This window comes from Kitasatospora sp. NPDC029367 (genome assembly GCF_055569135.1).
Genome location: NZ_JBVHYH010000068.1, coordinates 1 through 26,311, shown reverse-complemented (window position 1 = coordinate 26,311; position 26,311 = coordinate 1). Strand labels below are relative to the sequence as shown.

General features: G+C 73.6%; 18 protein-coding genes. 7 read left to right on the top strand and 11 right to left on the bottom strand.

The genetic code is table 11. The features are described from left to right. Nucleotides 1-219: 219 nt before the first annotated feature. A complete protein-coding gene (locus tag ACZ4W5_RS29345) occupies nucleotides 220-867 on the top strand; it encodes a hypothetical protein (RefSeq protein ID WP_465657900.1) in 648 nt (215 codons plus the stop codon). After that, the gene (locus ACZ4W5_RS29340; RefSeq protein WP_465657899.1) at nucleotides 836-1,375 is read left to right on the top strand and encodes a hypothetical protein; all 540 of its coding nucleotides are present in this window, start codon (nucleotides 836-838) and stop codon (nucleotides 1,373-1,375) included. Before ACZ4W5_RS29345 ends, ACZ4W5_RS29340 begins: the two co-directional genes overlap by 32 nt. 783 nt (nucleotides 1,376-2,158) lie before the next feature. Here the strand turns inward: ACZ4W5_RS29340 and ACZ4W5_RS29335 are convergent. The 8 genes from ACZ4W5_RS29335 to ACZ4W5_RS29300 all read right to left on the bottom strand — a co-directional run bounded on the left by ACZ4W5_RS29335 (nucleotide 2,159) and on the right by ACZ4W5_RS29300 (nucleotide 11,486). Next, nucleotides 2,159-3,145 carry an LLM class flavin-dependent oxidoreductase gene (locus ACZ4W5_RS29335; protein WP_465657897.1) on the bottom strand — a complete coding sequence of 329 codons (987 nt, stop codon included), beginning with the start codon at nucleotides 3,143-3,145 and terminating at the stop codon, nucleotides 2,159-2,161. 8 nt (nucleotides 3,146-3,153) lie between these two features. Further along, the gene (gene lanL / locus ACZ4W5_RS29330) at nucleotides 3,154-5,916 is read right to left on the bottom strand and encodes a class IV lanthionine synthetase LanL (protein ID WP_465657895.1); all 2,763 of its coding nucleotides are present in this window, start codon (nucleotides 5,914-5,916) and stop codon (nucleotides 3,154-3,156) included. A gap of 1 nt (nucleotide 5,917) precedes the next feature. Beyond that, entirely contained in the window at nucleotides 5,918-7,138 is a 1,221-nt protein-coding gene (locus tag ACZ4W5_RS29325; protein WP_465657893.1) for a cytochrome P450 family protein, read from the bottom strand. A 96-nt stretch (nucleotides 7,139-7,234) separates the two neighbouring features. Further along, a complete protein-coding gene (locus tag ACZ4W5_RS29320; protein WP_465657892.1) occupies nucleotides 7,235-8,437 on the bottom strand; it encodes a peptidase M16 family protein in 1,203 nt (400 codons plus the stop codon). Beyond that, entirely contained in the window at nucleotides 8,428-9,558 is a 1,131-nt protein-coding gene (locus tag ACZ4W5_RS29315) for an insulinase family protein (protein WP_465657890.1), read from the bottom strand. The genes ACZ4W5_RS29320 and ACZ4W5_RS29315 overlap by 10 nt, the downstream gene beginning before the upstream one ends. Next, entirely contained in the window at nucleotides 9,555-10,349 is a 795-nt protein-coding gene (locus ACZ4W5_RS29310; protein WP_360240001.1) for a hypothetical protein, read from the bottom strand. The genes ACZ4W5_RS29315 and ACZ4W5_RS29310 overlap by 4 nt, the downstream gene beginning before the upstream one ends. Before the next feature lie 52 nt (nucleotides 10,350-10,401). Next, entirely contained in the window at nucleotides 10,402-11,211 is an 810-nt protein-coding gene (locus tag ACZ4W5_RS29305; RefSeq protein WP_465657888.1) for a hypothetical protein, read from the bottom strand. Nucleotides 11,212-11,327: 116 nt separating this feature from the next. Beyond that, nucleotides 11,328-11,486 carry a hypothetical protein gene (locus ACZ4W5_RS29300; protein WP_360240007.1) on the bottom strand — a complete coding sequence of 53 codons (159 nt, stop codon included), beginning with the start codon at nucleotides 11,484-11,486 and terminating at the stop codon, nucleotides 11,328-11,330. Between the two features lie 274 nt (nucleotides 11,487-11,760). Here ACZ4W5_RS29300 and ACZ4W5_RS29295 point away from each other — a divergent pair, with 274 nt between their 5' ends. Both ACZ4W5_RS29295 and ACZ4W5_RS29290 read left to right on the top strand, forming a co-directional pair. After that, complete coding sequence (locus tag ACZ4W5_RS29295) at nucleotides 11,761-13,545, top strand: ABC transporter ATP-binding protein (protein WP_465657886.1); 1,785 nt, start codon at nucleotides 11,761-11,763, stop codon at nucleotides 13,543-13,545. Then, nucleotides 13,542-15,281 (top strand): ABC transporter ATP-binding protein, encoded by a 1,740-nt coding sequence (locus ACZ4W5_RS29290; RefSeq protein ID WP_360240013.1) that lies wholly within the window; start codon nucleotides 13,542-13,544, stop codon nucleotides 15,279-15,281. The genes ACZ4W5_RS29295 and ACZ4W5_RS29290 overlap by 4 nt, the downstream gene beginning before the upstream one ends. A gap of 161 nt (nucleotides 15,282-15,442) precedes the next feature. On the opposite strand, the gene ACZ4W5_RS29285 is transcribed toward ACZ4W5_RS29290, so the two are convergent. Both ACZ4W5_RS29285 and ACZ4W5_RS29280 read right to left on the bottom strand, forming a co-directional pair. Next, nucleotides 15,443-19,132 (bottom strand): hypothetical protein, encoded by a 3,690-nt coding sequence (locus ACZ4W5_RS29285; protein WP_465657884.1) that lies wholly within the window; start codon nucleotides 19,130-19,132, stop codon nucleotides 15,443-15,445. Nucleotides 19,133-19,265: 133 nt separating this feature from the next. Further along, the gene (locus ACZ4W5_RS29280; RefSeq protein WP_465657882.1) at nucleotides 19,266-19,715 is read right to left on the bottom strand and encodes a peptidase inhibitor family I36 protein; all 450 of its coding nucleotides are present in this window, start codon (nucleotides 19,713-19,715) and stop codon (nucleotides 19,266-19,268) included. Between the two features lie 471 nt (nucleotides 19,716-20,186). Between ACZ4W5_RS29280 and ACZ4W5_RS29275 the strand changes: the two genes are divergently transcribed. The 3 genes from ACZ4W5_RS29275 to ACZ4W5_RS29265 all read left to right on the top strand — a co-directional run bounded on the left by ACZ4W5_RS29275 (nucleotide 20,187) and on the right by ACZ4W5_RS29265 (nucleotide 24,500). After that, nucleotides 20,187-22,910: an ATP-binding protein gene (locus tag ACZ4W5_RS29275; protein ID WP_465657880.1), complete on the top strand. Its 2,724-nt coding sequence runs from the start codon at nucleotides 20,187-20,189 to the stop codon at nucleotides 22,908-22,910. Between the two features lie 455 nt (nucleotides 22,911-23,365). Further along, entirely contained in the window at nucleotides 23,366-24,295 is a 930-nt protein-coding gene (locus ACZ4W5_RS29270) for an alpha/beta hydrolase (protein ID WP_465657879.1), read from the top strand. 16 nt (nucleotides 24,296-24,311) lie between these two features. After that, entirely contained in the window at nucleotides 24,312-24,500 is a 189-nt protein-coding gene (locus ACZ4W5_RS29265; RefSeq protein WP_465657878.1) for a hypothetical protein, read from the top strand. Nucleotides 24,501-24,518: 18 nt separating this feature from the next. On the opposite strand, the gene ACZ4W5_RS29260 is transcribed toward ACZ4W5_RS29265, so the two are convergent. Continuing rightward, nucleotides 24,519-25,988: a serine/threonine-protein kinase gene (locus ACZ4W5_RS29260; protein WP_465657877.1), complete on the bottom strand. Its 1,470-nt coding sequence runs from the start codon at nucleotides 25,986-25,988 to the stop codon at nucleotides 24,519-24,521. Nucleotides 25,989-26,311: the final 323 nt, after the last annotated feature.

The following is a 26,311-nucleotide window of genomic DNA, read 5'->3' as shown; positions in this document are numbered from 1 at the left end:
GCCGCCCGACGAAACCCGGTACGGCTCGACGGACTCCACCAGGGGTGGGCACCACGGGGGAGTGGGCCACCTCCATCTCCATGGTCGTCCCCGTACCCACAGAGCCGCACCGGGAGACCGGCTGAGGCGGTTGCGCCCTGTGTGCGCCGAGCGTGCTCCCGGTGAGGTGCGAATATGCCCTGCCACTCCCCCGCTAATGTCCCGATAAAATTACCGCAGGTGTGCCGGGAAGCCTGGTCGGCTCAGGGGATGCCGCTGGCCGCCGCTCTCTCGATTCCACTGGTCACCGACGACGGCAGCAAGCTGGCCGGACGCCCGCTCGTCCTGGTGCTCACCACCACCGCCGTCGTCGTCTTCACCCTCGTCGTCCAGGGCCTCACCCTCGCCGCCGTGGTCAACCGCTCCGGCCTCGCCCTCGAACCCGAACACACCGCCCGGGAGGAGGACGACGCCCGCGACGCCCTCAACCGCGCCGCCCTCGACCACGTCGACCACATCGCCACCCTGGAAGCGATGCCCGACACCGCCGTCGACCGCGTCCGCCGCGGCCTCACCGCCCGCCTCGACCGCACTGCCGAGACTCCGGACGGCACCACTGCCGACGCCGCCTACCGCCAGCTGCGCCACGAGGTCATCGCCGTCCAGAGCACCGAACTCCACCGCCTCTACGACGAACACCGCATCAGCGACATCACCCGCCGCCGCCTCCAGCTGAGCAGGACGAACTGGGCCCCGCCCGGCGACTCGTCGACCGGGCCAGCATCCGCTCCAGGGGGCCGTCCATCGTGCGGATCCGGGCACCTCTTGCGTTCAGCTCGGCCAGATACTCCGCTGTTTGCGTGTCGTCCAGAGCATCCGTCCGCATGATGGTCCGCATCACCAGACCGCGGCGCAGCGCCCGTTCATCGGCTTCCTTCGCGCCTTCGATGGCGGCGGCGGACAGCGGGCCGTTCGGCTGGACGGACAGCAGCTCGTGGTGGGCGAAGAAGGCCAGCTCGTCGATGCGGGCCCGAACGTGGTCGGCGCCCTCGACTCGCTCCACCTCGTCCGGCGCGGACTGTCGACGGCCTTTCCGCTGATCATCGAGAAGGACGTTGACCACGTGTCGCGACGCGATGACACGTTGGATCTCCGACTGGAGCGAGGCGAGTCTGGACTCGACAAGCCGTTCCGTGACCACGAACGGGTCCATCGCCGTGATGCCCTGGCCATCGGTCACGGTAACCATCCCGGACGCTTCGAGCCGCTCCAGGACCGCTCGCAGCTCGCCGACGCCCATCCCGACCGCCAGCGCGAGAGCCTCGACACCCAGGCCCGGCGAACACAGCGCGGATCGGTAGACGAGTTCCTCGTCCTCCGCGACCCCGAGGTGTGACAGCTCAGCCTCTGACACATGCCTCGTCCCCCATGGCGCTCGACACCAACCGGAACTTGTTCGTAACCGATTGTTATGTGACTGACGAGAGATCGTAACGCCGAACGGCGACATGACCTCCGTGAAGAGAGGACGGGCGGGCCGAGGTCGGGGCGTCGCTTCGAAAGAGGGCGCCGCGTCACTTCGCTTGCGACAGAGCACGTTGCGAAGGGCTGAGGCTGGTCCAGCGAAGGGCGATGGGGCCGCAAAGTGGCGGTGCGCGAGCGCGGAACGCGATCCCGCGCGGATGAAGGGGTGGGCGTTCGACAGGGTGGGGTGCTCAAACCCTGACGGGATCTTGACACTGGACCGCCAGCCCGGGCCGGCGGCCGGGAGCGTGCCGGTCACCCCCGTTCCTGGGGCCCCTTGTGCCCGGACGGGCGGTCGGCATGCTCATTCTCCGGCGCGTGGGCGACGGTCCTCTGGCGTTCTGACCGGGCGTTTCGTCCCTGAGTCTGGGGTCTGGGTTCCGCGCCAGCCGGGGGTGCTCTCGCCGGTGAGGCGGCGGGTCATGGGGTTGATCATCGCGACGTGGACCATGGCTTTGGACCCCTCCGGGGACGGGTACGCAGCGCGTGCCCGGCAGGGGGCATCGTGGCCGGCCGGAACCGCTGGTCGTCCAGGTCGCGGAACCGCGGGCTGAAGCGACGAGTGAATGGACGACGGGCTCGCGGAGTACCTCGCGCACTACGAGCGGGTCTGACCCGCGGCGTGCCCGGGTAGGCGTTCGGGCTTCGGGGCGGGCTACGGACGGTGGTGCCGTGGTGCCGTGAGGGCCACCAGGATGTCCCGCAGTTCGTCGAGCGCTGCCCGGCGGCCGTACGCGGTGGCGACCCCGGTCACATTGAGAACGACCTCGTCCACTCCCGCACGTTCGAACCCGGCCAGCTGGTCGGCGAGTTCCGCACCGCTCCCGTACAGGAAGCCGCCGCCCCGGACCAGTGCCGCCGCGGCGGCGGAGGGATCGCCCGGTTCTGCCGGGAGCGCGACGCCCGCGCGGCGGAGCATGGCGGTGTAGTGCGGGGCGCGCAGGTGGTGGCCGTTGCCCGCGAGGGCGAGGTCGGCGGCGCGGCGGCCGGGACGCTCCAGCGCGAGCGGGACGATCGCGGTGAGCCGGGGCGCGGGGCGTCCGGCCGCGGCGGCACCGGCCCGCAGGGCGGGCACGATCGTCCCGGCGAGGTAGGCCGCCGGGGTCATCCAGGTGACCGCCACGTCGGCGACGGCTCCGGCCAGTTCCGCCATGGCCGGGCGCAGCACACCGAGGCCGAGTTCGACCGGCGGGCCGGGGACCGGGGCGAGTTCGGCGTCGCAGGCGAAGTACTCGCCGTGCAGGTCGGCGCTGCCCCGGTGGAGGAGGTCCCGGACGATGGTCAGGTATTCGCGGGCGGCGGTCAGCGGGCTCGCGTACGGGGCGCCGAGCATGCGGCGCTGCAGGGCGCGGGAGCCGGGTCCGAAGCAGGCGGTGACGGGGTGACCGGTGGTGAGGGCGAGGGTGCGGGCCTGGAGGGCGGCGTCGAAGGGGTGCCGGGAGGGCATCAGGGCGACGCCGGTGCCGCAGGGCGTGCGGAAGCCGTGGGCCGCGGCGACGGCGAACATCTGGTACGGGTCGCCGCCGCTGCCCTGTCCCTGCCACAGGCGGTGCGCGGTGCTCCACTGGGTGAGGGCGGCGAAGGGCAGGATCTGATCGCCGCGCTGGGGGTCGAAGGGGACGAAGACGGAGTATTCGGTCATGGTGGCGGTCACCACTCCCCGGCCGGGGAGGACGGCAGCGCGGGGGAGGGCAGCAGCCAGGGCGCCGGGGTGCCGTAGCGGTGGCGCAGCAGGTGGGCGAGGAGGCCCGGCACGCCCGCGGCGAAGTCGTGCTTGTCTCCGAGAGTCAGGGCTCCCCGCTCGTCGAGTCCGGCGTGTGACCCGATCAGCGCGGTGCACAGGTCGGCCGCGCGGTCCGCGCCCGCGTCGAGCAGGAACTGGCCGTCCCCGGCCAGGCCCCAGAAGGCGCCGAGGGGGGCTCGGGCGGCGGAGTGCGCGACCGCGACGGCTGCGGCGCGGGCGGTGTCGGCGTGGCTCTGTTCGCCCGTGCGTCGGCCGAGTTCCAGGAGGAAGGCGCCGATTCCGGCCGGGCCGGCCCACCAGCCGTGGCGCCGGGGGCCTCCGTCCGGCCCTTCGGGCCACCAGGCGGCGAGGGCAGGGGCGTCGGACGGGTCGCCCGGCACCGCGCGGGTGAGCGCCGCGGCGACGAGTCCGTCGCCGACCCGGCGGGCGACGGCCGTCAGCTCCGGCTCCCCGAGGGCGTCGGCGGCTGTCAGCAGGAACCAGCCGATCCCGGCCGTGCCGACGGCGAAGCCGTGGTACGCGGTGGGTCCGCCGGTGCCACCCGGCCAGTGGAGGCCGCCGGAGCCGTCGGGCAGCGCGGTCTCGGCCAGGTGCAGGGCGCATTCCCGGGCGCGGTCGCGCAGGGCGGTCTCGCCGGTGGAGCGCCACAGGTGCAGCAGGGTGGCCCCGGTGCCCGCGACGCCGTGGGCGATGGTCGGGACGTGCCAGCGGGTGGGGAGTTGTTCGCTGAGGTCCAGCGCGTGCCGGAGGGTGATGGGGTCGTCGGTGGCGAGGGCGGCGTCGGCGGCGGCCCAGCAGGCCCCGGCGAAGCCGTTGTACAGACCGGGCAGCAGGCGGCGGCCGGGGGCGCCGAGATTGCGGTCCCACCAGCGGTCGACCTGGACCAGCGCGTCGTCCAGCGGGCCGGCGAGGGCCTCGGCCCGGTCCGGCGGCATCCGGGGCAGGGCGCGCCGGGCCTGGAGCAGGACGCCGGTGACCCCGGCCGCTCCGGCCTGGACGGAGCGCGGGTCGTAGCGGCCGTTGGAGCCGCGCGGTTCGGTCAGGGCCGCCTCCCGGGGCCGCAGGGCGTTCAGCACGGAGAGCAGGGCGTCGTGGACGAGCCGGTCCCCGTCGAGGCCGGGGGGCGCGCCGGAGGGCCCGGGGGCGTCGGCGGGGACTGCGCGAGCGCCGGTGCCGGCTGCCGGGCGCAGGCACCGTAGGGCGCGCTCCCAGCTCCACCGCCGTGCAGGATCGGCCGCGGTCAGCCCCCGGACCGCCGGGGCGAGCCGCCGCGCCGCCCGGGAGCGGCCGGCCAGCAGGTCCAGCGCGCTCGGCGCGCCCGTGGGCCGCTCGCCCGTGCCCGCGGCCCGGGGCCGCTGGAGGCCGAGCGATTCCAGGATGGCGCCGGCGGCGTAGCGGTCCATCGCCTCGTCGGCGAGGAGGACGGCCCGGGGGTCGGCGGTGAGCTTCTCCGGCGGCGCGTAGCCCTTGGTGGTGAGGCGGGCGATGGGTGTCCCGGTCTCGGCGGCGCCTTCCAGGTCGATCAGCCGGAGCCGGCCGTCGGGGGCGAGGAGGAAGTTGTCGGGCGTGACGTCGCCGATGACGACGCCGTGGCGATGGGCGGCCCGCAGGAGTTCGATCAGCTGTACGGCGAGCTCGACGACCGATTCCTCGGCGAGCGGTTCGGCGTCGTCCTCGGCCGGGAAGAGCAGTTCGCGCAGTGGGCGGCCGGGCAGTTCGCTCTCCACCAGGAAGAGGTTGTCGCCCAGTTCGAGGAGGTCGACGAGTTCGGGCACGGGGACGGCTCCGGCGAGGCGGGCCAGCATCGCGGCCTCGTGCCGCATCAGGTCGCGGGTGTCGGTGCCGTCGGGCTGCGGCTCGACCCAGGCCCGGCAGTGTTTGATCACCACCGGACGGCCGGTGCGGGTGTCCACCGCACGGTGGACGCCGCCCCGGTTGGTGTGGCGGATGGTGGCGGTCACCCGGTACCGGCCTCCGATCGTGGCCTCGTCGGTGCCGGTCGGCTGGTGGGCCATCGCCTCGTCCGTCGTGTCCGCCTGCTGGGCCTGCTGCACTTGCTGCGCCTGCTGGCCCGGTGCCTCCGCCGGCGGTGCGTCCTCGGGGCGGCGGGCCACCGGGTCGCGGGCCCATGCGGGCGGGGTGTACCAGCCCCGCCGCAGATCGGGTGTCAGGGAGCCGTCCGGCGCGAGGATCAGCTCCTGGCGCACCCCGTGGTCGTCGAGTCGGCTGTGGCCGGTGAACGCGCCGTACCGGTAGTGCACGAGCCCGCCCCGGTACTGCCGGTCGGAGAGGATGCGGGGGCCGCGCAGTCCGGCGAGCAGGCTGTGCAGCTCGTCCAGCAGCCGGGTGAACTGCTCGTCGGTGGCCGGGTAGACGGTGAGGAACTTGCCGCTCGCCGACGGGTCGTTCTGCCGCCCCAGTGACGCGCGCAGCAGTTCGGCCGTGCCGACGTACTTGAACGGGACGGACCGGGCGATCAGTGCGCCGCCCGTCCTGCGCAGGACCTCCTCGGCGTCAGCGGGCACCGCGGAGACGTGGATCTTCCAGCCCTGGGCCCGGGTGTGAGAGCGGGAGGGGCTGACCCGGCACCAGTAGTCGCCCGGCACGAGCTGCCAGCAGCCCGCCGGGTCGGTCGCCAGGAGGCCCCGCACCAGGTCGTCGTAGTCCATCTCAGCGGCTCCCGGCCCGGGTGAGCGGGCTGAACGCCAGCGGCAGGACGGACATCCCCCGCCCCATCATGCTGGGCCGCCACGTGGGGTGTTCGATCTCCAGGGAGAGATCGGGGAACCTCTCCAGCAGGGCTCGGATCGCCACCGCGCCCTCCAGCCGGGCCAGGGGCGTACCGAGGCAGTGGTGGATGCCGTGGCCGAAGGCGAGGTGTGCCCGGGGCGGGCGGTTGATGTCGAAGCGGTCCGGATCGGGGAACTGCTCCGGGTCCCGGCTGGCGGAGCCCAGCGCGACCAGGACTCTGGCGCCCCGGCCGGGGATGACGGTCTCCCCCACCCGGTAGGGCTCGGTGGTGAACCGGTTGGTCGCGAAGGTCAACGAGCCCTCCCAGCGCAGCACCTCGTCCACGGCCTGGTCGATCAGCGACCAGTCCGCGCGCAGGGCCGCGAGTTCGGCGGGGTGGCTCAGCAGCGCGTACACGCCGTTGGCGATCAGGTTGAGGGTGGTCTCGTGACCGGCGAGCAGGAGGAGGAAGGCGGTGGCCCTCAGCTCCTCGTGGCCGAGCCGGTCGTGGTCCTCGTCCATGGTGCGGATCAGCGCGCTCAGCAGGTCCTCGCCGGGCTGTCGGCGCTTGGTCTCGATCAGTTGGTCGAGGTAGGCGGTGATCTCCTCCAGCACCTGCCCCTCGCGGGCGGGGTCCTCGGGCGGGACGATGATGTCGGCGGTCCAGGCGCGGAAGGCCTCGCGGTCGAGGAACGGCACACCGAGGAGGTCGGTGATCACGCCGAGGGAGAGCGGCATGGCGAAGTCCTCGACGAGTTCGACCGATCCGGCGTGCTGGAAGCCGTCGATCAGCTCGGCGGCGGCGGCCTCGACGTGCGGGCGCAGCGACTCGATGCGCCGGGCCGAGAACTCTCGCGAGACCAGCCGGCGCAGCCGGGTGTGGTCCGGCGGGTCGGCGGTGAGCATGTTGGTTCCGATGACGTTCGGACCGAGCTGTCCGGTCGCCCGGTACCAGTTCTTGCTCAGGGTCGGGTCCTTGAGGGCGGCCAGCACCTCCTGGTAGCCGACGATCAGCCAGGTCACGCTGCCGTCGGGCAGCCGGACCCGGTGGACCGGCCCCTGGGCGCGCAGCTCCTCGAGGACCGCGTACGGGTCGGTGGCGAGGGTGCGGCGCCGGGGGCCCAGGTCGACGACGGGGTGCTGGTCGGTTCCGGTGGACATGCGGGTGGGGCCTTCCTTCTGGGCTGAGCCGGTCGGCTGGTCAGGGCGGCAGGTCATGGCGGCGGGTCAGGGCGTGGCGGTGGCCGGGGCCGGTCCTCAGACGTGGCGGCGCAGGACCCCGCGGTCGACCCGCCACAGGGCGAGGCCTTCGGGGGCGGGCGGAGCCTGCCGGGCGGGCGGGGCCGGGGACGCAGGCCCGTCGGGGGCTTCCCCCAGCAGGGCGGCGGCGGCACCGAGCGGGGTCCGCGCCGCGTGGGCGTCCTCCTGCCGACGGCGCAGCGAGGCCCTGGCCAGGGCCTCAGGGGCGGTGGCGGCGGCCCGGTACGCGGGGGCCCCGGCGGCCAGGCTGTCGGCGAGCCGGTCCGCGTCCGCTCCGGCCCTCCAGCAGAGGACGTGGACGGCCACGGCCCGCCCGGACGGGCTGCGACCGGTGAGGGAGGTGCGGCCCAGCACCGGGTGGCCGTGCCGCAGGGCCGCCGCCGGGGCGGTGCCCTCGGGGCCGAGCAGGGCGGTGAGGTGGTCGGTGGCGGCGGCGTCGCAGGTCAGGGAGAGGAGGACCAGTCCGTCCAGTTCGGGGGAGAGCGCGAGAGGGTGTCCGCCCCGCCGCCCCCGGTCCTCGGACGGTCCGTCGGCCGCGTCGGCCGCGTCGGCCGCGTCGGATTCGGCGTAGGCCTCGTAGGCCCCCTGGGCCGCCGGCGGCGACGGGCGGGCCGCCGCGTCGATCGCCGCCAGGATCCGGTCCGGGTCCAGCGATGGCCCGGTCAGGGCGAGGCCGGCCACGGCCCGCCGGTAGTGCCGGTCCGTGAAGGCGGCCGTGTCAGCCGGGGTGAGCCGGGCGAGCGCGTCCGCGTCGGCCCACCGGGTGGCGGCCAGGCCGTGGCCGGGGAGGGCGGCGTCGGCGACGGCGGGACCGAGGGCGAGCAGGGGGTTGGCGGCCGCCTGGCGGTGTTCCACCAGGACGGCCTGCCGCTCGGCCTCGAAGACGGTGTCGGCCAGGTCGGAGGTGCCCAGCAGGCCGGCGAGGCGGGCCGCGAGCGCAGCGGCGTCCTCGGGCAGGCTGACGGCGCTGAACCGGGTGGTGGTGTTGTCGGTGACTCCGCGCACCGGCGGCATCGAAGCCGGCCCCGGCGGCCCGGCGGCGATGCGGAGGTGCTCCGCCAGGTGTGCGGCGCCGAGGGCCGCCGGGCGGTCGTCGGCCGAGCCGGCGCGCACCAGCAGGACCGCGCCGGTGGTCCGTGCTCCCGGCCGTTCCAGCAGGCGGACGCGCAGTCCGCCGAGGTCCACCGAGGTCATGCCCATGTCCCACTCTCCAGGAAGTCCTCCGGTACCGCGCCGAGTGCCACCGTCGCCGGTGTCAGCCCTGCCGCCACGGACGGGAGCAGACCGTCGAGAGCCCGTTCCCCCACCGCCGCCGCGAGCGCGGTCAGTTCGGGCTCGCCGCGCAGTCGGCGGCGCCGTTCGTCCACGGCGCCGAACGGCTGGTCGACCTGGGACAGCAGGGCGGTGCGCAGCCGTGCGGAGGCGTCCCGCCGTTCGGCCTCCGGGACGGGTCCGGAGAGCACCGAGTGGACGGTCTCCCGCAGCAGGTGCAGCGCCTCGCGCGCGTGCTCGGGCGCGACCTGGGCCTGGACGGCGAGCGCCGCGGTGCCCCGGCCGTCCGGTCCGCCGAGCCGGAAGGCGCCGAGCCCGTAGGCCAGCGGGCGTTCGCCGCGCAGCGCGCGGGCGAGGCGTCCGCCGAGGCCGTGGCTGCCGAGGAGTTCCACGGCCAGCTCGAGCGCGCCGGGCGCGGGCGGGTCCACCGGCAGCGCGAGGGCGACCCGGACGACGGCGCCGGGCAGCGGGACCGTGCGCCGGCCGCCGTGCCAGTGCCGCGGTCGCGGCTGTCGCACGGCCCCTGGCGCGGGCGCGGGCGCGTCGTCGCCCGCGCTGCGGTGGGTCACGGCCCGGTCGCCGCAGTTGGCGGCGAGGTACGCCCGCACGTCCTGCGGTCCGATCGCGGCCAGGCTCTGCTCCGTCCCGAGCGCGGGCCGGTCGGGGGCGCCCGTGGCGGTGGCCTCCAGGAGGTCCAGCAGCCGGGTGTACGGGTCGTCGCGGTACGCGGTCGCCAGGCGCAGCTGGGCGGCGACGAGTTCGCGGAGGCGGTCGGCCCCGGGCGGCGCAGCCAGGGCGAATGCCGTCCCGACCTCCGCGAGGTCGTCGTCCACGCCGGACCAGAAGGCGAACGAGGAGCAGTGCGGGGCCAGTTGGTGGCGGGTGTGCCAGACCCTCGCGCGGGCCAGGGTGCCGGGACCGCCCGCCCGGGGGTCCATCAGGTGGCGTGCCGCGAGCGCCGCCAGGCCCGCGCGGTCCTGCGGGTCGTCGGCCGGGCCGTGCGGCAGGTCGACGATCACCGCTCGGCCCGTGTCGGGGGCGGCGCTCACGAGCGGTGCTCCGGGGCCGTGCCGGGCCCGGGGGCGAGGTCCTGGACCGTCAAGCGGCCCGGGTTCGCGGCCAGGGCGGCGAGCTGCCCCTTGGTGAGCCGTTCCCGGCGGCCGCCGAGGAGCCCGTCCAGTCCGGCGGCCAGTTCGTCCAGCAGGGCGAGCACGTCCGGTGTGGAGTCGTTGACCTCCACTTCCAGGCACGCGTACCGGCCCAGCGGGGCGACGCCGTCCTGCGGGGAGCGGAACTCCACCAGGTCGACGCTGTAGGCCAGCCAGGCCGGGATCTCCCGGAAGGCGCCGGTGCGCTTGTGCCGCACCTGGGTCAGCACGCCGACGGGGGCGAGGCGCCCTCGGGCCATGCCGTACCGGCGCAGGTGGCCGACGGGCAGTACGGCGGGGTCGTTCAGCAGGGCGCCGACCCGGGCGGGGTCGACCTTCTCGCTGACCTCCAGGCAGTCCCGGCGCCCGTCCCACAGGACGGTCTGCTTCAGGCGCAGCCAGGCGACCGAGGAGGCCCGGCCCGAGTTGACCACGCAGCCCAGGGAGTGCCCGGCGCGGGTCAGGCCGAAGTCGGCGTCGTCGGCGTACATGGTCGACTGGGTGACCGTCACCGGCGGTGAGCAGGAGGTCAGGTGGCGGTCGAAGAGGCCGTCCGTCAGGAGGTCCAGGGGCGCGGACCGTGCCTCGGCGGGGTCCAGGCGCCATTTGAACTCGTACTCGGTGCCGACGGACCGCCGGACGGCGGGCGGCACGCGAGTCACGGCGGCGGTGCCGCTGGTCGCCTCGGTCACTGGCTGTCTCCTCTGCCGGTCGTCGGGTCCTCGGGCGGTGCAGGCCGTCGGCTCATCGGTTGGTGTCGGCCGAGGTGAAGAGGGTGAAGACGTCGATGTCCCGGTCGGCGAGGCCGAGCACCGAGCGGCACACCTCGCGCATCACCGCCGCCGATTGCGGCGGCGGGCGGAAGTGCCCGGATTTGGTGTTCGCCACGACCATCTCCACCCGGTCGCGGCCGAGGAGGAGGACCTCTCCGGCCGCGCGGACCCGCAGCCGTTCCGGGACGAGCATCGGGTGGGCGACCGGCACGCCGTCCACGGTGGCGCGGTTGCGGCCGAAGGCGAGGTCGTGCAGTTCGAACGCCCGGTTCCAGACGCGGAGTTCGCCCTCGTCGGTGACGGCGAACATGAAGCAGGTCCGAGGGGCGAGGCGCTCGAAGGCCTGCCGCGCGCCGGTCACCGTCACGGTGTCCGCCATGACCCGTCCGGACACCGCCCGGTAACGGCTGTCGAAATGGGCCCGGCTGTATTCCACCACGGGCGGCGATTCGCTCACCAGGGTTCTCCAGGGAGTTTCCACGGAATTCGACGGCGCGCTCGCGGTATAGAGTTCCTGCACCAGGGTGCGCAATTCGTCGAGCCGGGATTCGAGGACCGGGTCGCCACGCCGTGACAACAGCATCGAGCGGACGGTGAGCAGTTCCTCGTAACGGACGAACACCACCGCTTGCGATCTGGCTCCGTAACGGTCGCCCATGGCCGCGGCCAGGTCCCGGTAACGGCGGAGGATGGCACCGCAGTCGAGGGGGGCGCTTCCGCCTGCCGCGCCGGTTCCGGGCCGTCGGCCGGCTTCGGTCCGTTCGCTGGTTCCGGCACTCATGGCGCTCGCTTTCGACACTCCGGGAGCTGGACGACGGTCGGGGCGGGGCCGCGACGACCCCGCCGTGACCGGGCCGGTCCTGACGAACCGGCCCGGTCACGGCGTCAGGAGCGGTCTCAGATGGTGGTGCGCATCGAGGTGCCGCCGTCGGGCCAGGTGGCGCCCGCCTGCGCCGCGGCGAGGCTCTCCTCGCCGTCCACGGTGGCGTCGATGGCCCGGAGGCTGTCGACGATGGCGTCCACGCGGAGGTTCTCGTTCTGCAGATCCTTGTCCATGCTCATTTCTCCGTTCAGAAGGGTGAGATGACGTACTGCGGTGTGTGGCCGAGATTCCGATTCCGATTCCCGGCCGCGACTAGATCGTGTCCTCGGGGCAGCTCCGAAAACAAGTCTCATGGTGTGTGACCAACTTCTCCGGGGCGTATTGAACCCGGTGGCGGTACGTGCCCGTTGAAACGAATAGAGAGGGGGGAACTCACCTGGTCCGGACGGCGGTTCCGGGGATCCCCCCGTCGTCCGCCGGATACCGGCCACGAATGAGGAGTGCGTCATGCTGCTCAGGCTCCTGCGCACCCGTGTGCGCCTGCACCTACGGCCGGTCGGACTCCTGCTGCTGCTCCAGCTCGTCCAGACCGCAGCGGCCGTGGCGCTGCCCCGGTTGAACGCCGCGATCGTCGACCAGGGCGTCGCCTCCGGCGGCACCGGCGCGATCCTGCGCTCCGGTGGGGCCATGCTCGGGCTGAGCGCCGTTCAGGTCGCCTGCACCGGCGGCGTCCTGCTGATCGGCAGCAGGGTCGCGGCCGCGATCGCGCACGACCTGCGGGCCTCGGTGTTCCGGCACGTGCGGTCGCTCGGCCCGCGGGAGGTCGCCCGCTTCGGCGCCGCCTCGCTCGTCACCAGGACCGTCGGCGACGTCCAGCAGGTCCAGGCCCTGGTGCTGCTGGTCCTGGTGGTCACCGTCGCCGCACCGCTGACCCTGGTGTGCGGGGTGGTCCTCGCGTACGGCCAGGACCCCGCGCTGACCGCGCTGCTGGTGCTGGTGGTCCCCGCGCTCGGAGTGCCGACGGCATTCGCGGTGCGGCGGATGCGCCCCCTTCTGCGCGGCGGCCGGACGGCGCTGGACGAGGCAGCACGGGTGCTGCGCGAGCAGATCGGCGGTCAGCGGGTGGTGCGCTCCTTCTCCCGCGAGGAGGACGAGGCACGCCGCTTCGCGGTCCACAACGGCGAGCTGCTGTCCCTGTCCCTGCGCACGGGTCGGCTGATGGCCCTGATGTCGCCGCTGTCGGGCCTGGTCCTGAACTGTGCCGGGGTGGCCGTGCTGTGGATCGGAGGCCACCGGATCACCGGGGGAGGGCTGAGCGCCGGCGCGTTGATCGCCTTCCTCGGCTACCTCTCCCAGGTGCTGAGCGCCGTCGCCCTCACCGCCTATCTGTTCGTGGCGCTGCCGAGGGCGGAGGTGAGCGCGGAACGGATCCTCGAAGTCCTGGACACCGCGGCCTCCGTCCCGCAGCCCCGGAAGCCGGTGCGCGCGCCCCTGCGCGGCGGACGCCTGGAGATCCGCGACGCGGGCTTCCGCCACCCCGACGCCGAGGACCCGGTGCTGACCGGGGTCGGCCTCACCGCCGCGCCCGGCGAGACGGTCGGCGTGGTCGGCCCCACCGGAAGCGGCAAGTCCACCCTGCTGAACCTGGTCCTGCGGCTGCACGACACCACCACCGGGACCGTCCGGATCGACGGCGTCGACATCCGCGACCTCGCCCCGGCCGCCCTCACCGGGACCGTCTCCGTCGTGCCCCAACGGCCCACGCTCTTCTCCGGCACGATCGCCGACAACCTGCGGCTCGGCCGCCCCGGCGCGACCGAGGACGAGCTGTGGCGGGCCCTGGAGACCGCACAGGCCCGCGCGTTCGTCGAGGACCTGGACGGCGCCCTGCTGGCGCCGGTCCGGCAGAGCGGCGCCAACCTGTCCGGCGGGCAGCGCCAGCGGCTGGCGATCGCCCGCGCCCTGGTCGCGGACCCCGCCGTCCTGCTCCTGGACGACCCGGCCTCCGCTCTGGACCAGGCCACCGCCGCCGCCCTGCTGGCCGCGCTGGCACGGGCGAACACGGCCCGCACCGTTCTGCTGACCGGCCGACGGGCCGACGCCGTTCGCGACGCCGACCGCATCGTGGTGCTGGAGGCCGGGCGGGTGGTGGGCACCGGCACGCACGCCCAGCTGCTCGCCGGCAATGCCACCTACCGGGCACTGGCGCGCAGTCGACCGTCCGTCGACGGCGACGCGCCGCCACCCGACGCCGCCGCCGACCGCACCGCGCCCGTCGGAGGCCGCGCATGACCGCCGTCCGGAGGCTGGCCGCCCTCTTCCACGAGGAGCGCCTGACCCTCGCCGCCGCGCTCGCCGTCTGCGCCACCGGGGCCGCCCTCGCGGTGTCGGGCCCGCTGCTGCTCGGCAGGGCGACGGACCTGCTCCTCGCCGACACCCCCGGCCCCTTCGACTTCACCGCCCTCGGCCGCCTCCTGCTGCTGGTCCTCGCCGTTCACGCCGCCGCCGCGCTGCTCAACCTGCTCGGCGTCCGGCTCGCGGTCCTGGCCGTCGAACGTGCCGTCGCCCGGCTGCGCGAACGGCTCCAGACCAAGATCGCCCGGCTCCCGTTCGGCTTCCTCGACGCCCAACCGCGCGGGGAGGTGCTCAGCCGGGCCACCAACGACCTCGACACCGTCGCCCAGACCGCGCACCAGGTCGTCGGACAGACCGTCAACTCGCTGGTGACCATCACCGGCGTCCTCGTGATGACGTGCCTGCTCTCCCCCGAACTGACCCTGCTCACCCTCGCCCTCGTCCCGGTCACGGCCCTCGCCACCCGGGCGATCACCCGACGGGCGCGGCGGCGCTTCACCGCCCAGGCGACGGCGGCCGGGGCTCTCACCGCCCACGTCGAGGAGATGTACACCGGCCACGCCGAACTCCGGGCCTTCGGCCGGGGACAGTCCGCCACCCGGGACTTCGACCGCCACAACGCCGATCTGCGCGACGCCGCCGCCGGTGCCCAGCTGCTCGCCGGTTCCGTCGAACCGGTGACGGTGTTCCTCGGCGGCCTCGGCTACGTCCTGGTCGCCGTGGTCGGCGGCCTGAGGATCGCCTCCGGGAGCATGACCGTCGGCGAGGTGCAGGCGTTCGTCCAGTACGTCCGCCAGTTCAACCAGCCGATGGCCCAGCTCGCGGGGCTCACCGCCCTGGTCCAGGCCGGAATCGCGGCCGGGACGCGGATCGTCGACCTCCTCGACACCGAGGAGCAGCCGCCCGACCCGCCCCGGCCCGAACGGCCCGCCGCGTCGCGCGGCGCCGTCGCGTTCGAGCGGGTCTGCTTCTCCTACGCCCCGGACCGCCCGCTGATCGAGGAGCTGTCGCTGGAGGTGCGGCCCGGGCGGACGGTGGCCGTGGTCGGCCCCACCGGCGCCGGGAAGAGCACCCTGGCGGACCTGCTGCTGCGCTTCCACGAGCCGAGCGCGGGCCGCATCCTCCTGGACGGCGTGGACACCGCGGCGATGACCCGCGCAGACCTGCGCTCCCGGGTCGGCCTGGTGCTCCAGGACCCGTGGCTGTTCCACGGCACGATCGAGGAGAACATCGCCTACGGTCGCCCCGGCGCCAGCCCGGCCCAGGTGGAGGCGGCGGCCCGTACCGCCCGAGCCGACCACTTCGTGCGCACCCTGCCCCTCGGCTACCGGACGGTGATCGGCGGGGACGACGGGGAGCCGGGCCTCAGCGCCGGTGAACGGCAGCTGATCACCATCGCCCGCGCCTTCCTCGCCGACCCGGCCGTCCTCGTGCTGGACGAGGCCACCAGCGCGCTGGACGCCCGGACCGAGGAACTCGTCCGCGAGGCCCTGACGGCACTGCGGAGCGGGCGGACCACCTTCGTGATCGCCCACCGCCTCGGCTCCGTCCGTGACGCCGACACCATCCTCGTCCTGCGGAACGGGAGCATCGCGGAACAGGGCACCCATGAGGAACTCCTCGCCGTCGACGGCGCCTACGCCCGTCTCCACCTCGCCCACCCGTCGCCGTGACCGGCCCGGCCCGCCGCTCTCGCCGGTCAGTACCTCGGAGAAGCCCTCGACGGCGAATTTCGCGCTGCAGCCGGCGGGGCGGGCGCTCGGGGCCGGCCGCGGAGAGCGGCCGGAGGTGGGGAGATGCTGTGGCGCCCGGGGGAGGCCGGGCGCCACGGGGGTCAGCCGGTGACCGGCAGGAAGCTCCAGTGGAGCTTGGGTGCGGTGGACGCGGGGCTGCTGATCGTCGCCACGTCGGAGGACGCGCTCCGGGTGAGGTTCAGCTGCTCCACGGGGGTGGTGTGGTTGGTCAGGAGGGTCCCGTTCGAGCCGTCGGGTGTCGCGCACCACAGGTAGCCGTCGTCGTTGGGGCGGAAGCCGCCCATGGTGACGGCGCTGCCGTCCAGCGGCTGCCCCGGATGGGCCGCCGTCGAGTTGACGTACTGCCCCTGGTTGACCAGGTAGAAGCAGGCGTCCGAGCCGATCCGACCCGCGGAGACCGTACCGAACCGCTGGTTGCCGTTGTGCCCGTTCGGGGCGAAGAACAGCGGGTGGGGCGCGGTCTCCAGATCGTCCACCGTGAGCGCCGAGGGCTGGGACCCGTTGTCCCCCGAGACGATCTCGTTGAGGCCCGCGGCCTCGCGGGGGTCCTGGAGGAACCAGCGCTGGGCGGCCGAGCCGTCGTAGTCGCGGCCGGCCAGCGCCTGGCCGCTGCCGACGTCGGTGAGGAACTGCCGGGTGACGTAGTTCTGCAGGGTCCAGGTGCCGTCGAGCTGGTCGACCGGCGCCCAGAGCTGGTCCAGTGCCGCGTTCGGCCACAGCACCGTCCGCGCGTTTCGGGCGCCGCCCTCCTGCCCCAGGTAGCGGCCGCTGAAGGGAACGTTCGCGTGGAACAGGCGGTAGTAGCCGGGGTACTCGGGGTCGGGCGTCAGGCTGAACACCTGCGACGGGAGGTTCGCCTGGTCGATCGGCTGATCGGCGACCACGTGGCTGGTGCCGGAGGGGCCGGCCACGTTGGTGGTGGCGGCGCTGCGCACCACGACCTGGGCGGGCACGGCCTGCGCGGCCTGCTGCTGCGCCGGCGCCTGCTGGGCGGGCAGGTTGGCGAGGGTGAAGACGACGGGGTAGTGGTCCGAGGTGGTCAGGTTGACCCGCACGGCTCCGGTGACGCTGGGCTGCGCCTGGACCGTGGGAACGACCGCGTAGTCGATGGTCGAGGGAGCCGCGGTGGTGGTGACCAGCGGCGTCGGGCGCGTGGGCAGTTGCTGGGAGTGGATGGTGAAGTCCGGGGCGATCGCGGCCTGCAGGCTGTCCACGGCGCGGTTGTAGTCGCCCATTGCGATCCAGGGCAGGTCGGTGCCCCTCAACTGCTCCCGGATGTTGTGCAGGAGCTGGGGGTCGTCGCTGCCGCTGCCCGAGGATCCGTGCACCGAGAAGTAGACGACGCCGCCGACGTTGATGCCGAGCGCGGGCCGGGAGTCCGTGCCGTCGGTGATCCTGCCCTCCCGGGTGGTGTACACGCCGTTGCGGTCGACCCGGGTGCGGCTGAAGACGGCCATGTTCACCCGCCCGACCGTTCCCGGCCTGGGGCTGGTGTCCGTGTGCAGCCAGTACAGGAACCCCGTGGGCCGGGCGGCGCTGCCGATCCGGTATTCCTGGACCGGAACGGTGAATCCACCGTTGTCGAACCACTGGGTGTTGGCGGTCGCGATGTCCCCCAGGAACGTGGCGCCGCGGGGCGGAGCGCCGGCCTCCTGCAGGGCGATGACGTCGGCTCCGGCCTGCCCGAAGCCGTTCCCGTACAGCTGCGGCAGGTCGTTGGCGTACTTGTTGCCGTTGGCGTCGGGGGTGTCGGCGCCCTGCATGTTCCAGGTGGCGACCTTGCGCGTGTTGTCGTCGCGCGGTTCGAGTCCGCCGGTGCTCGCCAGGAACAGCGACGGCCGCTTGCCCGTGTCGAGGGGCACGACACCCTTGTTCGTGTAGTCGAGGGTCTCCCGGCCGCCCCAGTCCGGGATCGCCTGGCCGTCCTGGCTCAGCGGCTGGAACCGGTCGGGGGCGCCGGTGGCGGAGCCGAACTGGAAGGCCGTGCCGGACTGCGTGCCGTAGGGCGCGTAGGGCTCGTACGCCCCGCCCGGTGTGGTCTGCTTGACCATCGTGTTGTCGTGGAAGACGTTCTGCGGGCCCGAGGAACCGGACCACTTGACCGCCTTGGGGCCGGCCGCCCACCAGATCGGGTACCAGGTGCCTTCGTCGACCTCGCCGCCCTCGCCACCGCAGTTGGTCTGGCAGCTGCCCGAGCGGTGCTCGTACGGGACCCTCAGTTTGTTCTGCTCGAAGAGGTTGTCGTGTTCCCAGCCGCCGTGCAGGTTCAGGTCCGAGTCGAGGTCGTTGCGGAAGGCGACGTTGCCGCTGGCCGACCACTGGAAGGTGAAGTGGCGCAGGTTGCGGCTGAGGTTGTAGGCGTACAGCGAGTCCCAGACGCGGCTGCCGCGCAGGTAGCCGTTGCCGCCCTTGCCCTTGTTCCAGGCACCGTCGAAGCTGTTGCGCTCGATCTGGAGGTTACGGGCGTCCTCGGTGACGATCGGGTGCGAGCCGGTCATCTCGGCCTTCAGACCGCGTACCCAGTCGTTGGCGGCCCACTTGAGGACGATGCCGTGCATCGCGTACTCGGGGGCCATGTTGCCGTAGTTGTGCACGGCTTGGTCGGGGGTCAGCTGGTAGGTGCCGCCGCCGAGCTCGGGCAGGCCGTTCATGTCCTGGGTGAAGGCGAAGTCCTCGAAGCCGACGCCCTGGACGACCTTGAGCGGGGTGACCTTGCTGGCGTACGGCTTGTCGCCGAGGGCGGGGGAGCCGTCGGAGGTGGAGTCGACGGGCAGGTCCCACTCCAGCGGGCGGTCCAGAGTGACGGTCTTGGCCGCCGCGTCCAGGGAGTTGACCCGGAACATCTGCTGGCGCATGTGCAGGTTGTCCATCTGGCTGCGGTCGGACACGCCCTGCTGCTCGTAGAACTTGACGCTGTTGGCCGCTCCGACCCAGACGTAGCCGCCCGGGGAGAACTTCTTCATGTCCGCCTTGGCGTCCAGCTGCACGGTGCTCTGGCCCTGGCGGGCCGCGTAGCCGGGGTCGGCGGCCGGGGCGGCGACCTTGATGCCGGAGGCCCAGTGCTGGTTGACGCTGCCTTCGAAGATGTCCTTGCGGTTGGTGGGGGCGGCCGCCCAGTCGTCCTGGTAGCGGTCGGCGATGTCGCGGGTCTGCACCCGGAACAGGCCGCGGCCGGGCCAGATCCAGCCGCCGGTGCCGACGTCGCTGCCGCTGCCGGCCTTCATGCTGTCCTGGTCCCAGCGGCCGTTGACCAGGGTGTCGTAGCGGGTGTTGACGTCCGGCCGGAACACCAGCCGGGTGCCGCCGTCGCCGGAGCCCTGCCCGCGCAGGACCAGGTAGTCGGCGTCGACGTAGATCTGCCGGGACACGTCGATCCGCCCGGCCGGCAGGGAGATGAGCGAGAGCCGGTTGAAGTTGGCGTTCGGCGAGCAGTTGGCCTTGACCTCGTCGATGGCCTTCTGCAGCCCGGCGGTGTCGTCAGCACCGTCGTTCGCGCGCACGCCGTATCGGGCGGCGAGCACGTCCGGGGTGATGCGGCAACCGGGATCGTCGGTCAGGTCACCGTCACTGGGCAGCTGCTGGCCGCCCCGGAAGCCCACGCGGGACCAGTCCGGCATCCCGGGTGGCGGCGACGTGCGGTTGGCGAAGCTCAGGTCCGGGCCGTCGGCCCCGGGGCCGGCCGTCACCGCGGTGGCGGGGGCTGCCGCTTCGAGGACGGGCGCAGCCGAGGCGAGCGCGGGGACGGTGAGGGAGAGCAGCAGGCCGGACAACAGCGCGGCCGCTGGTCGAAGACGTTTGATGGGAGTTCCTTCCGTGTCATCGGATGGTTCCGGGGGCGGGTTCCGGGGGCAGTGGCGAGCGGGGCGGATCCGTCAGGCACCGCTCCCGGACCGGGCTCTGCTGCTATGGGCACCAGAACTGGAGGGAGGAGATCCGGTCGTTGACGTAGTACTTGGAGCTTCCGGTGCCGTAGTCGGCCGTCGCACCCCAGTGCCACGTCTCGGTGTAGTCCAGGTCGGAGGGGTGGAGCTCGCCGTACGGGTCGTCCATGAACTTGACCGAGCACTGCGAGTTGTTGATCCAGGACGACACCTGGTTGTCGGCGATCTCCCCGTTCAGGAAGTGGACCTGCGTGAGGCGCACGATCGCCGCGTTGCCGCCGGCCGGGGGAGGCGTGACGATCGCCTTCGAACCCGTCCCGCCCTCGTGCTGGTAGAGGCAGAGCGCCCACGCGGGGCAGCCGTCGTAGGGCGGGTTCGCCGCGGACGCCGGAGCCGCCGTGGCGATCAGCGCCGCGCCGGCGAGGGCGGTCGCGACGGCGGCGGACTTCAGCCGGAGGGATGTGCGGGCCATGGTGGAACTCGCTTTCGGGGGTCGGTCTGTAGAGCCGATACAGGCTGGGTGACATTGCTTACGCGCGGCCATCGAGCGGTACGTTCGGGCAGGGGGGGCACGACGCATCGAGCGGAACCGCTGGCCAACCGTGCTTCACCGCCGCGCGTCGGCACATCAGTCATCTGACTGCGAGAGCCGACTGGTTGATCGCGTCGGTGGCACGTCGGGCGGTGAGCCACGGCCGGGGGGTGAGCGGGCCTGGTTCGGGCTTGACGGAGCGGAAGTACCGTCAAATAACCGATGTCGAACGGTGGTGCGGAACCGACGACGGAGAACGCACGCCCGCCCCGAAGGGACGCACCGTGTCCGTACCTCCCGCGCCACCGGCCCGGGGACGGCCGGGGACGACCGGACCCGTGCGGCTCGGCCGGCGCCGCTCTTCGTAGGATGGGTGTAGCTCCTCCGGGAGGAACCCGTACCGGAGGAGCCATGCCGCAGCGCGCGAAACACCAGCTGCTCGGGCGCGCCCGGGAGTTGGACGTGCTGGCCAGTCTGCTGCGCGAGGTGGGCGACGGGCGCAGCCGGGTGTTGGTGCTGCGGGGTGAGGCCGGCGTCGGCAAGTCGGCGCTGCTCGACCATCTGGCCGGTCAGGCGGGGCAGTGGCAGGTCGTGCGTGCGGCCGGCGTTGAGGCCGAGGCCGAGTTCGCGTACTCGGCTCTGCAACAGCTGTGCGCCCCGCTGTTGTCGCACCTCGACCGGCTGCCGGAGGTACAGCAGGACGCGCTGCGGGTCGCGTTCGGCCTGAGCGCGGGGAACCCGCCCGAGATGCTGCTGGTCGGGATGGCGGTCCTCGGCCTGTTCGCCGAGGCGGCGGCCCGGTCTCCGCTGGTGTGCCTGGTCGACGACGCGCAGTGGCTGGACCTGATGTCCCGGCGGATCCTGGCGTTCGTCGGTCGCCGGCTGGACGCGGAATCGGTGGCGTTGGTGTTCGCCGAGCGGATCACTGACGGGAAGGCAGAGGACGAGGGCCTTTCCGGTCTGCCGGACCTTCCTCTGGGCGGGCTGGCCGACGCCGACGCCCGGGCGCTGCTGGACGGCGTGCTGCCGGGGCCGGTGGACGCCCGGGTGCGGGACCGGATCGTCGCCGAGACCAGCGGGAATCCGCTCGCCCTGCTGGAGTTGACCCGGGGCCTGTCGCCGGCGGAGTTGGCGTTCGGCTTCGGCGGGCCCGGCGCCGGCCCGTTGGCGACCCGACTCGAGGACGGCTTCCGTCGGCGCGTGGACGCGCTGCCGGGCGACACCCGCGCCCTGCTGCTGGTCGCGGCGGTCGAACCGGTCGGCGACGGGCCGCTGTTGTGGCAGGCTCTGCGCCTGCTGGGAGTCGGTCCGGAGGCAGCGGCGGCAGCCGAGGCCGCGGACCTGATCACGCTGGGAGCCTCGGTGCGGTTCCGGCACCCGCTGGTGCGCTCCGCCGTCTGGCGGGGCGCGGAGCCCGCCGAGCTGCGGGAGGCGCACCGCGCCCTGGCCGAGGCCACCGACACCGAGCGCGACCCCGACCGGCGGGCCTGGCACCGGGCCCATGCCGCGGTCGGGCCGGACGAGCAGGTCGCCACCGCACTGGAGGGCTCCGCCGATCGGGCCCTGGCGCGCGGTGGCCGGGCGGCCGCCGCCTCCTTCCTGGAACGGGCCGCCGCGCTCACCCCCGACCGGAAGGAGCGGGCGCGGCGCGCACTGGCGGCCGCAGCGGCCAACGTCGCCGCCGGCCTGCCGACCGGGGTGCCCGACCTGCTCGCCGCCGCGGAGCTGGGGCCGCTGGACCGGTTGCAGCAGGCCCATGCAGGCCGGCTGCGGGCCAAGGCGTCGTCCATGACCGACTCGGGGAAGGGCGCGGTGCAGCCGCTGCTCGACGCGGCGTGCCAGTTCAGGGACCTCGACCCGGCTGTCGCGCGGGAGACCTGCCTCGCGGCGTTCGACGCGGCCATCTGGGCCTGGCCGCACGACGAAGGCGGAATACGGCGAGCGGCCGAGGTCGCTCGTGGCCTGACACCCGGCGACGAGCCGGCCGGAATCTTCCTCCGTGCCCTGGTCGCATGGACCACACACGGGCAGGCCGCCGCCTTCCCGCTACTGGCGCGGGCGCTGCGCTCCCTCACCGACGAGGAGGAGCCGTCCGTCCTGTGGGCGGCCACGAACGCCGCCGCGGAGCTGGGCGATCTCCAGGCATGGCTGGACGTCACCGATCGGGCGGTCCGTTTCGCCCGGACGACGGGCACGCTGTCGGTCCTCTCGACGGCGTTGCCCTACCGGGCGGGCGCGCTGGGCCATGCGGGGCGTCTCTCCGAAGCCGAAGACCTGCTGGCCGAGGCCGCAGCCATGGAGACGGCCACCGGCGTGGCGATGCGCACGGCCACGGCGGCCTTGATCGGCGCGTACCGGGGACGGGAGCGAGAGGCCCTGGAACTGCTGGAGGCCATGGAACGGGACGGCGAGCAGCGTGGCCTGGGCCGGCTGATCCGCGTAGCCGCGTGCGAGAGGGCCGTGCTCCACAACGGCCTGGGCAACTATCCGCTCGCCATGGAAGCGGCGCTGCGCGGGGGAGGGCACAAGGACCTCGTGGTGCACTTCTGGACGTGCAGCGAGCTGGTCGAGGCCGCGACCAGGGCCGGCGAGCCGGCCGTGGCGGCCGAGGCGCGCGAGCGGCTCGCCGACTGGAGCCGGGCCGGCACGCCCTGGGCCCTGGGCGCGCATGCGGTCGCCGACGCCCTGACCGGAGCACCCGAGCGGGCCGAAGACCGCTACCGCGAGGCCGTCGACCACTTCGGCCGCGGCGGGCTCGGCGTGTTCGAGACCCGGGCCCGACTGCTGTACGGGGAGTGGCTGCGCCGCCGGAACCGGCGCGCGCAGGCCCGTACCGAGCTGCGGGCGGCGTACGAGGCGGCCGCGCGCATGGGCATGGAGGCGTTCGCCGAGCGGGCCCGGCGTGAGCTGCTCGCCACCGGTGAGACGGTGCGCAAGCGGACCGTCGGCGCGCCGGTCCTGACCCCGCAGGAGGCGCAGATCGCCCGCCTCGCGGCCGCAGGGCACCCGAACGTGGAGATCGGCGCACATTTGTTCCTCAGCCCTCGTACGGTCGAGTGGCACCTGCGCAAGGTCTTCGCCAAGCTGGGGATCTCCTCCCGTCGAGAGATCGACGGCGCCTTGTCGGAGCGGTGACCGCCATGCGGTGATCGCCGATGCCCACGGGTCTTTTGGCAGCCGAACACACGACGGCCCCCATCGCAGGCCGCCCGAGCCTACGGCTCCAGTTCCAGCCCCAGCAACGGCAAGGACTCAGACAACGGCGGAACATCAACGGCGGCGACGGTGATCCGCGTGGCCGGTGCTCCCAGCCAGCTGTCGCGGGAGGGGCATGACCCAAAAGGCAGCCGACGTCAGATGACTGAGGTGCCGCTGCAGCGCCCAGGGGCACAGTGGACGGGAAAGCCCGGCCGCCCGGTGGCAGGACCTTCCGCGGGGGCGGGCAGGGCATCTGGAAAGCCGTGGCCAGGGGTGGCCGAGGCCCTCCCGGCGCGAGCACAACGACAAGGCAACCCGCTTCCGGAAACCGCAGGCAGCCCTCGACTGGCGAGGGAATGCAAGCACCCCCGACTGACAGGAGAATCCGCCCAATGCCCAGGACGGACGTCCGCTTCGACAGCGCCGGCATCGGAGTCGCCGCACACCTGTACATCCCCGACAACGCTGCCCAGGGTCCGCTCCCTGCGCTGGTGGTCGGTCACCCTGGAACAGGAGTGAAGGAGCAGACCTCCGGCACTTACGCGCGACAGCTTGCGGAGCGTGGATTCGTCACCCTCGCCTTCGACGCGGCCTACCAGGGCGAGTCCGGCGGCCTTCCGCGAGGGCTGGAGGACCCGGCCCAGCGGGTGGAGGACTTCAAGGCCGCGGTGTCGTACCTGCTCACCCGTGAGGAGGTCGATGCAGAGCGGATCGGACTGCTCGGTATCTGTGCCTCGGGCGGGTATTCACTGGCTGCCGCGAGCGGTGACAGTCGGGTGCGGGCGGTGGCCACAGTGAGCACCGCCGACCCCTCACGCCAGTTCCGGTTGGGGGCCGACGGCAGCCAGGACCCGGCTGTATTCCGGACTCTGCTGGTGGAAGCCGCCCGGGCCCGTACCGCTGCTGCCCGCGGGGAGGAGCCCGGCGTGATGACGATGTTCCCGCAGACCGCCGAGCAAGCACGCGCCCTGGGCGGTGAGCACGGGGTCGAGGGGTTCGAGTACTACTGCACCACGCGTGGCGCGCACGAGCGGTCCGCCAAATTCCTGGCCTGGGAGAGCGTCGACCGGCTTGCCGGCTACGACCCGTTCTTCGCCATCCCGCTGATCGGCCCCCGCCCAATCCTCCAGATCATCGGGGAGCGAGCAGTCACCGCCTGGATGGCCATCGAGGCACACCAGCGTGCCACGGGCCTCAAGGAGATCCACTGGATCAGCGGAGCCAGCCACGTCGACCTCTACGACAAGGCCGAGTACATCGACCCCGCTGTCGGCAAACTCACCGCGTACTTCGCTCGCCATCTGGCCGGCGTCACCGACTGACGGTTTCCCCACGTGGGTGACTCGTCACAGCGCGATCAGTCGCCCCGGCCGGCTGCTCATCGCTGCGGCGTTGCGGCGCGAGCAGGCCACGCGCGGCGTCGGCGACAACGGCGATCACAGCCGCGGGACGCGCCGCGACACCGACGCCGACGACCACTTGCGCGCCGGCTGCTGCCGTGCGCGGCTCGCCGAGCGGCCGGCCTGACATGCCCGCAGGCGGCGGTCAGCGCTGGTTGAGCCAGCCGCAGACGAAGTAGTTCTGGTTCGCGTCCCGCTCGACGATCCACTGGTAGTTGACGTCGCCCGCCGGGCGCCCGGTGTTCGGGTCCTGTTGGGTGACCGTCGCCTCGACGCTGAGCTGGTCCGTCCCGACGGGTATGTCGTACGGCTGGAGCTGCCAGCGCGCGACGTAGTAGCCGTTGAGCGCGAACCCGAGCAGCGTCGAGCGCAGCCGGGGGCAGGTCCCGCTGCGCAGGGCCGTCATGTCGTGGTTGGCCAGGCCGTTCATGTACACCTGGAAGACCCGGTCGACGGCCGCACGGTCGAGCGTCGGGACGGCGGGCTTCGGCGTGTAGGTCGGCGTGCGCACCGGGGTCGGGGTCGGCGTCCGAGTCGGCGCGGGCGCGGTGCTGGAGCTGGTGCCGGCACTGCTGACGGTCGTGGTGGGCGCACTGGTGGCCGCAGTCCTCCCGGCGTCGGATGCCGCTTCCGGCCACAGCTTCCACGTCGCAACGGCGACGGCAGCCGCCAGGACAACTGCGAGGAGCGCGCGGCGGGTTCGCGTGTGCCGTTCCACCGGTGGCGCCAGGCGCATGGTGCCCGGCGTCGGGTGCGAGGCGGCGGGCGGCGCCCAGTCCCGTGGGAGGCGCTTGGTGTCGAGGGCGCGTCCGGAGAGCAGCTCGTGGGCGGCCTCGGCCGTCAGGCGGTCCGCGGGCGCCTTGCGGAGCAGGCCCGTCAGGAGCGGTGCGAGCGCCCCGGCGTGGGCGGCCGGTTTCGGCTCCTCCGTGACGATGGCCAGGAACACGGCCCCGGCGCCCGCACCGGCGAACGGCGGACGGCCCTCCAGGGCGGTGTAGAGCGTCGCGCCCAGGGCCCACAGGTCGGACTCGGCCGTCGCCGGGAGCCCACGGACCTGCTCGGGGGCCATGTAGGCCGGCGTGCCGAGGAGCGCGCCCGAGCGGGTCAGCGTCAGGTCGCCCTCGACGGCGGCGATCCCGAAGTCGGTCAGGACGACGCGCTCGCCCTCCAGCAGCACGTTGGAGGGCTTGATGTCCCGGTGGGTGATGCCCGCCGCATGAGCGGCCCGCAGTGCCTCCAGGACCTGCAGACCGATGCGCGCGACCCGCTCGGGCGGCAGCGAGCCCTCCTCCTGGAGGAGGTCGTCCAGCGAGCGCCCGCGGACCAGTTCCATGACGATCCACGGCAGCCCGTCCTCCCCCGCCACCCGGTCGTGGACGGTGATGACCCCGGGGTGCTTGAGCCTCGCGGCGGCACGGGCCTCGCGGTCCAGCCGCCCGATCCACGACTCCCGCTCGGCGGGCTCCATGCCCTCGGGCAGCCGCAGTTCCTTGACGGCCACCTCCCGGTCCAGTTGCTCGTCGTGGGCCCGCCAGACCGTCCCCATGCCGCCCCGGCCGAGCACGTCGCGCAGCCGGTACCGCCCGGCCAGCAGGCGCCCGAAGTTGTCAGTCACGACACGGAACCTAACGCATCACCGGCGGCCGTCGAACGGAAACGAACGATCAGGGGCCGGAGTCGGTCAGCAGGGAGTGAGGAGGCAGAACTCGTACTCCTGCGGGTCGGCGAGCACGGTCCAGGAGATCGCGGACCGGCCGGCGCTCCCTGACGGGTCCCTCTCCACCTGGCGGGGCCGGTGAGCGGGCGGGGGGGGGGGGGGGAAGGGACGAGCCCGACCCCCCCCCCGCCGCCGTTGTCGCGGCTGCGGGAGGCGTCGACCCGGTAGAAGCGGTCGAAGACCCGCTGGGCCTGCTCCTCGGTGAGGCCCGGCCCGGCGTC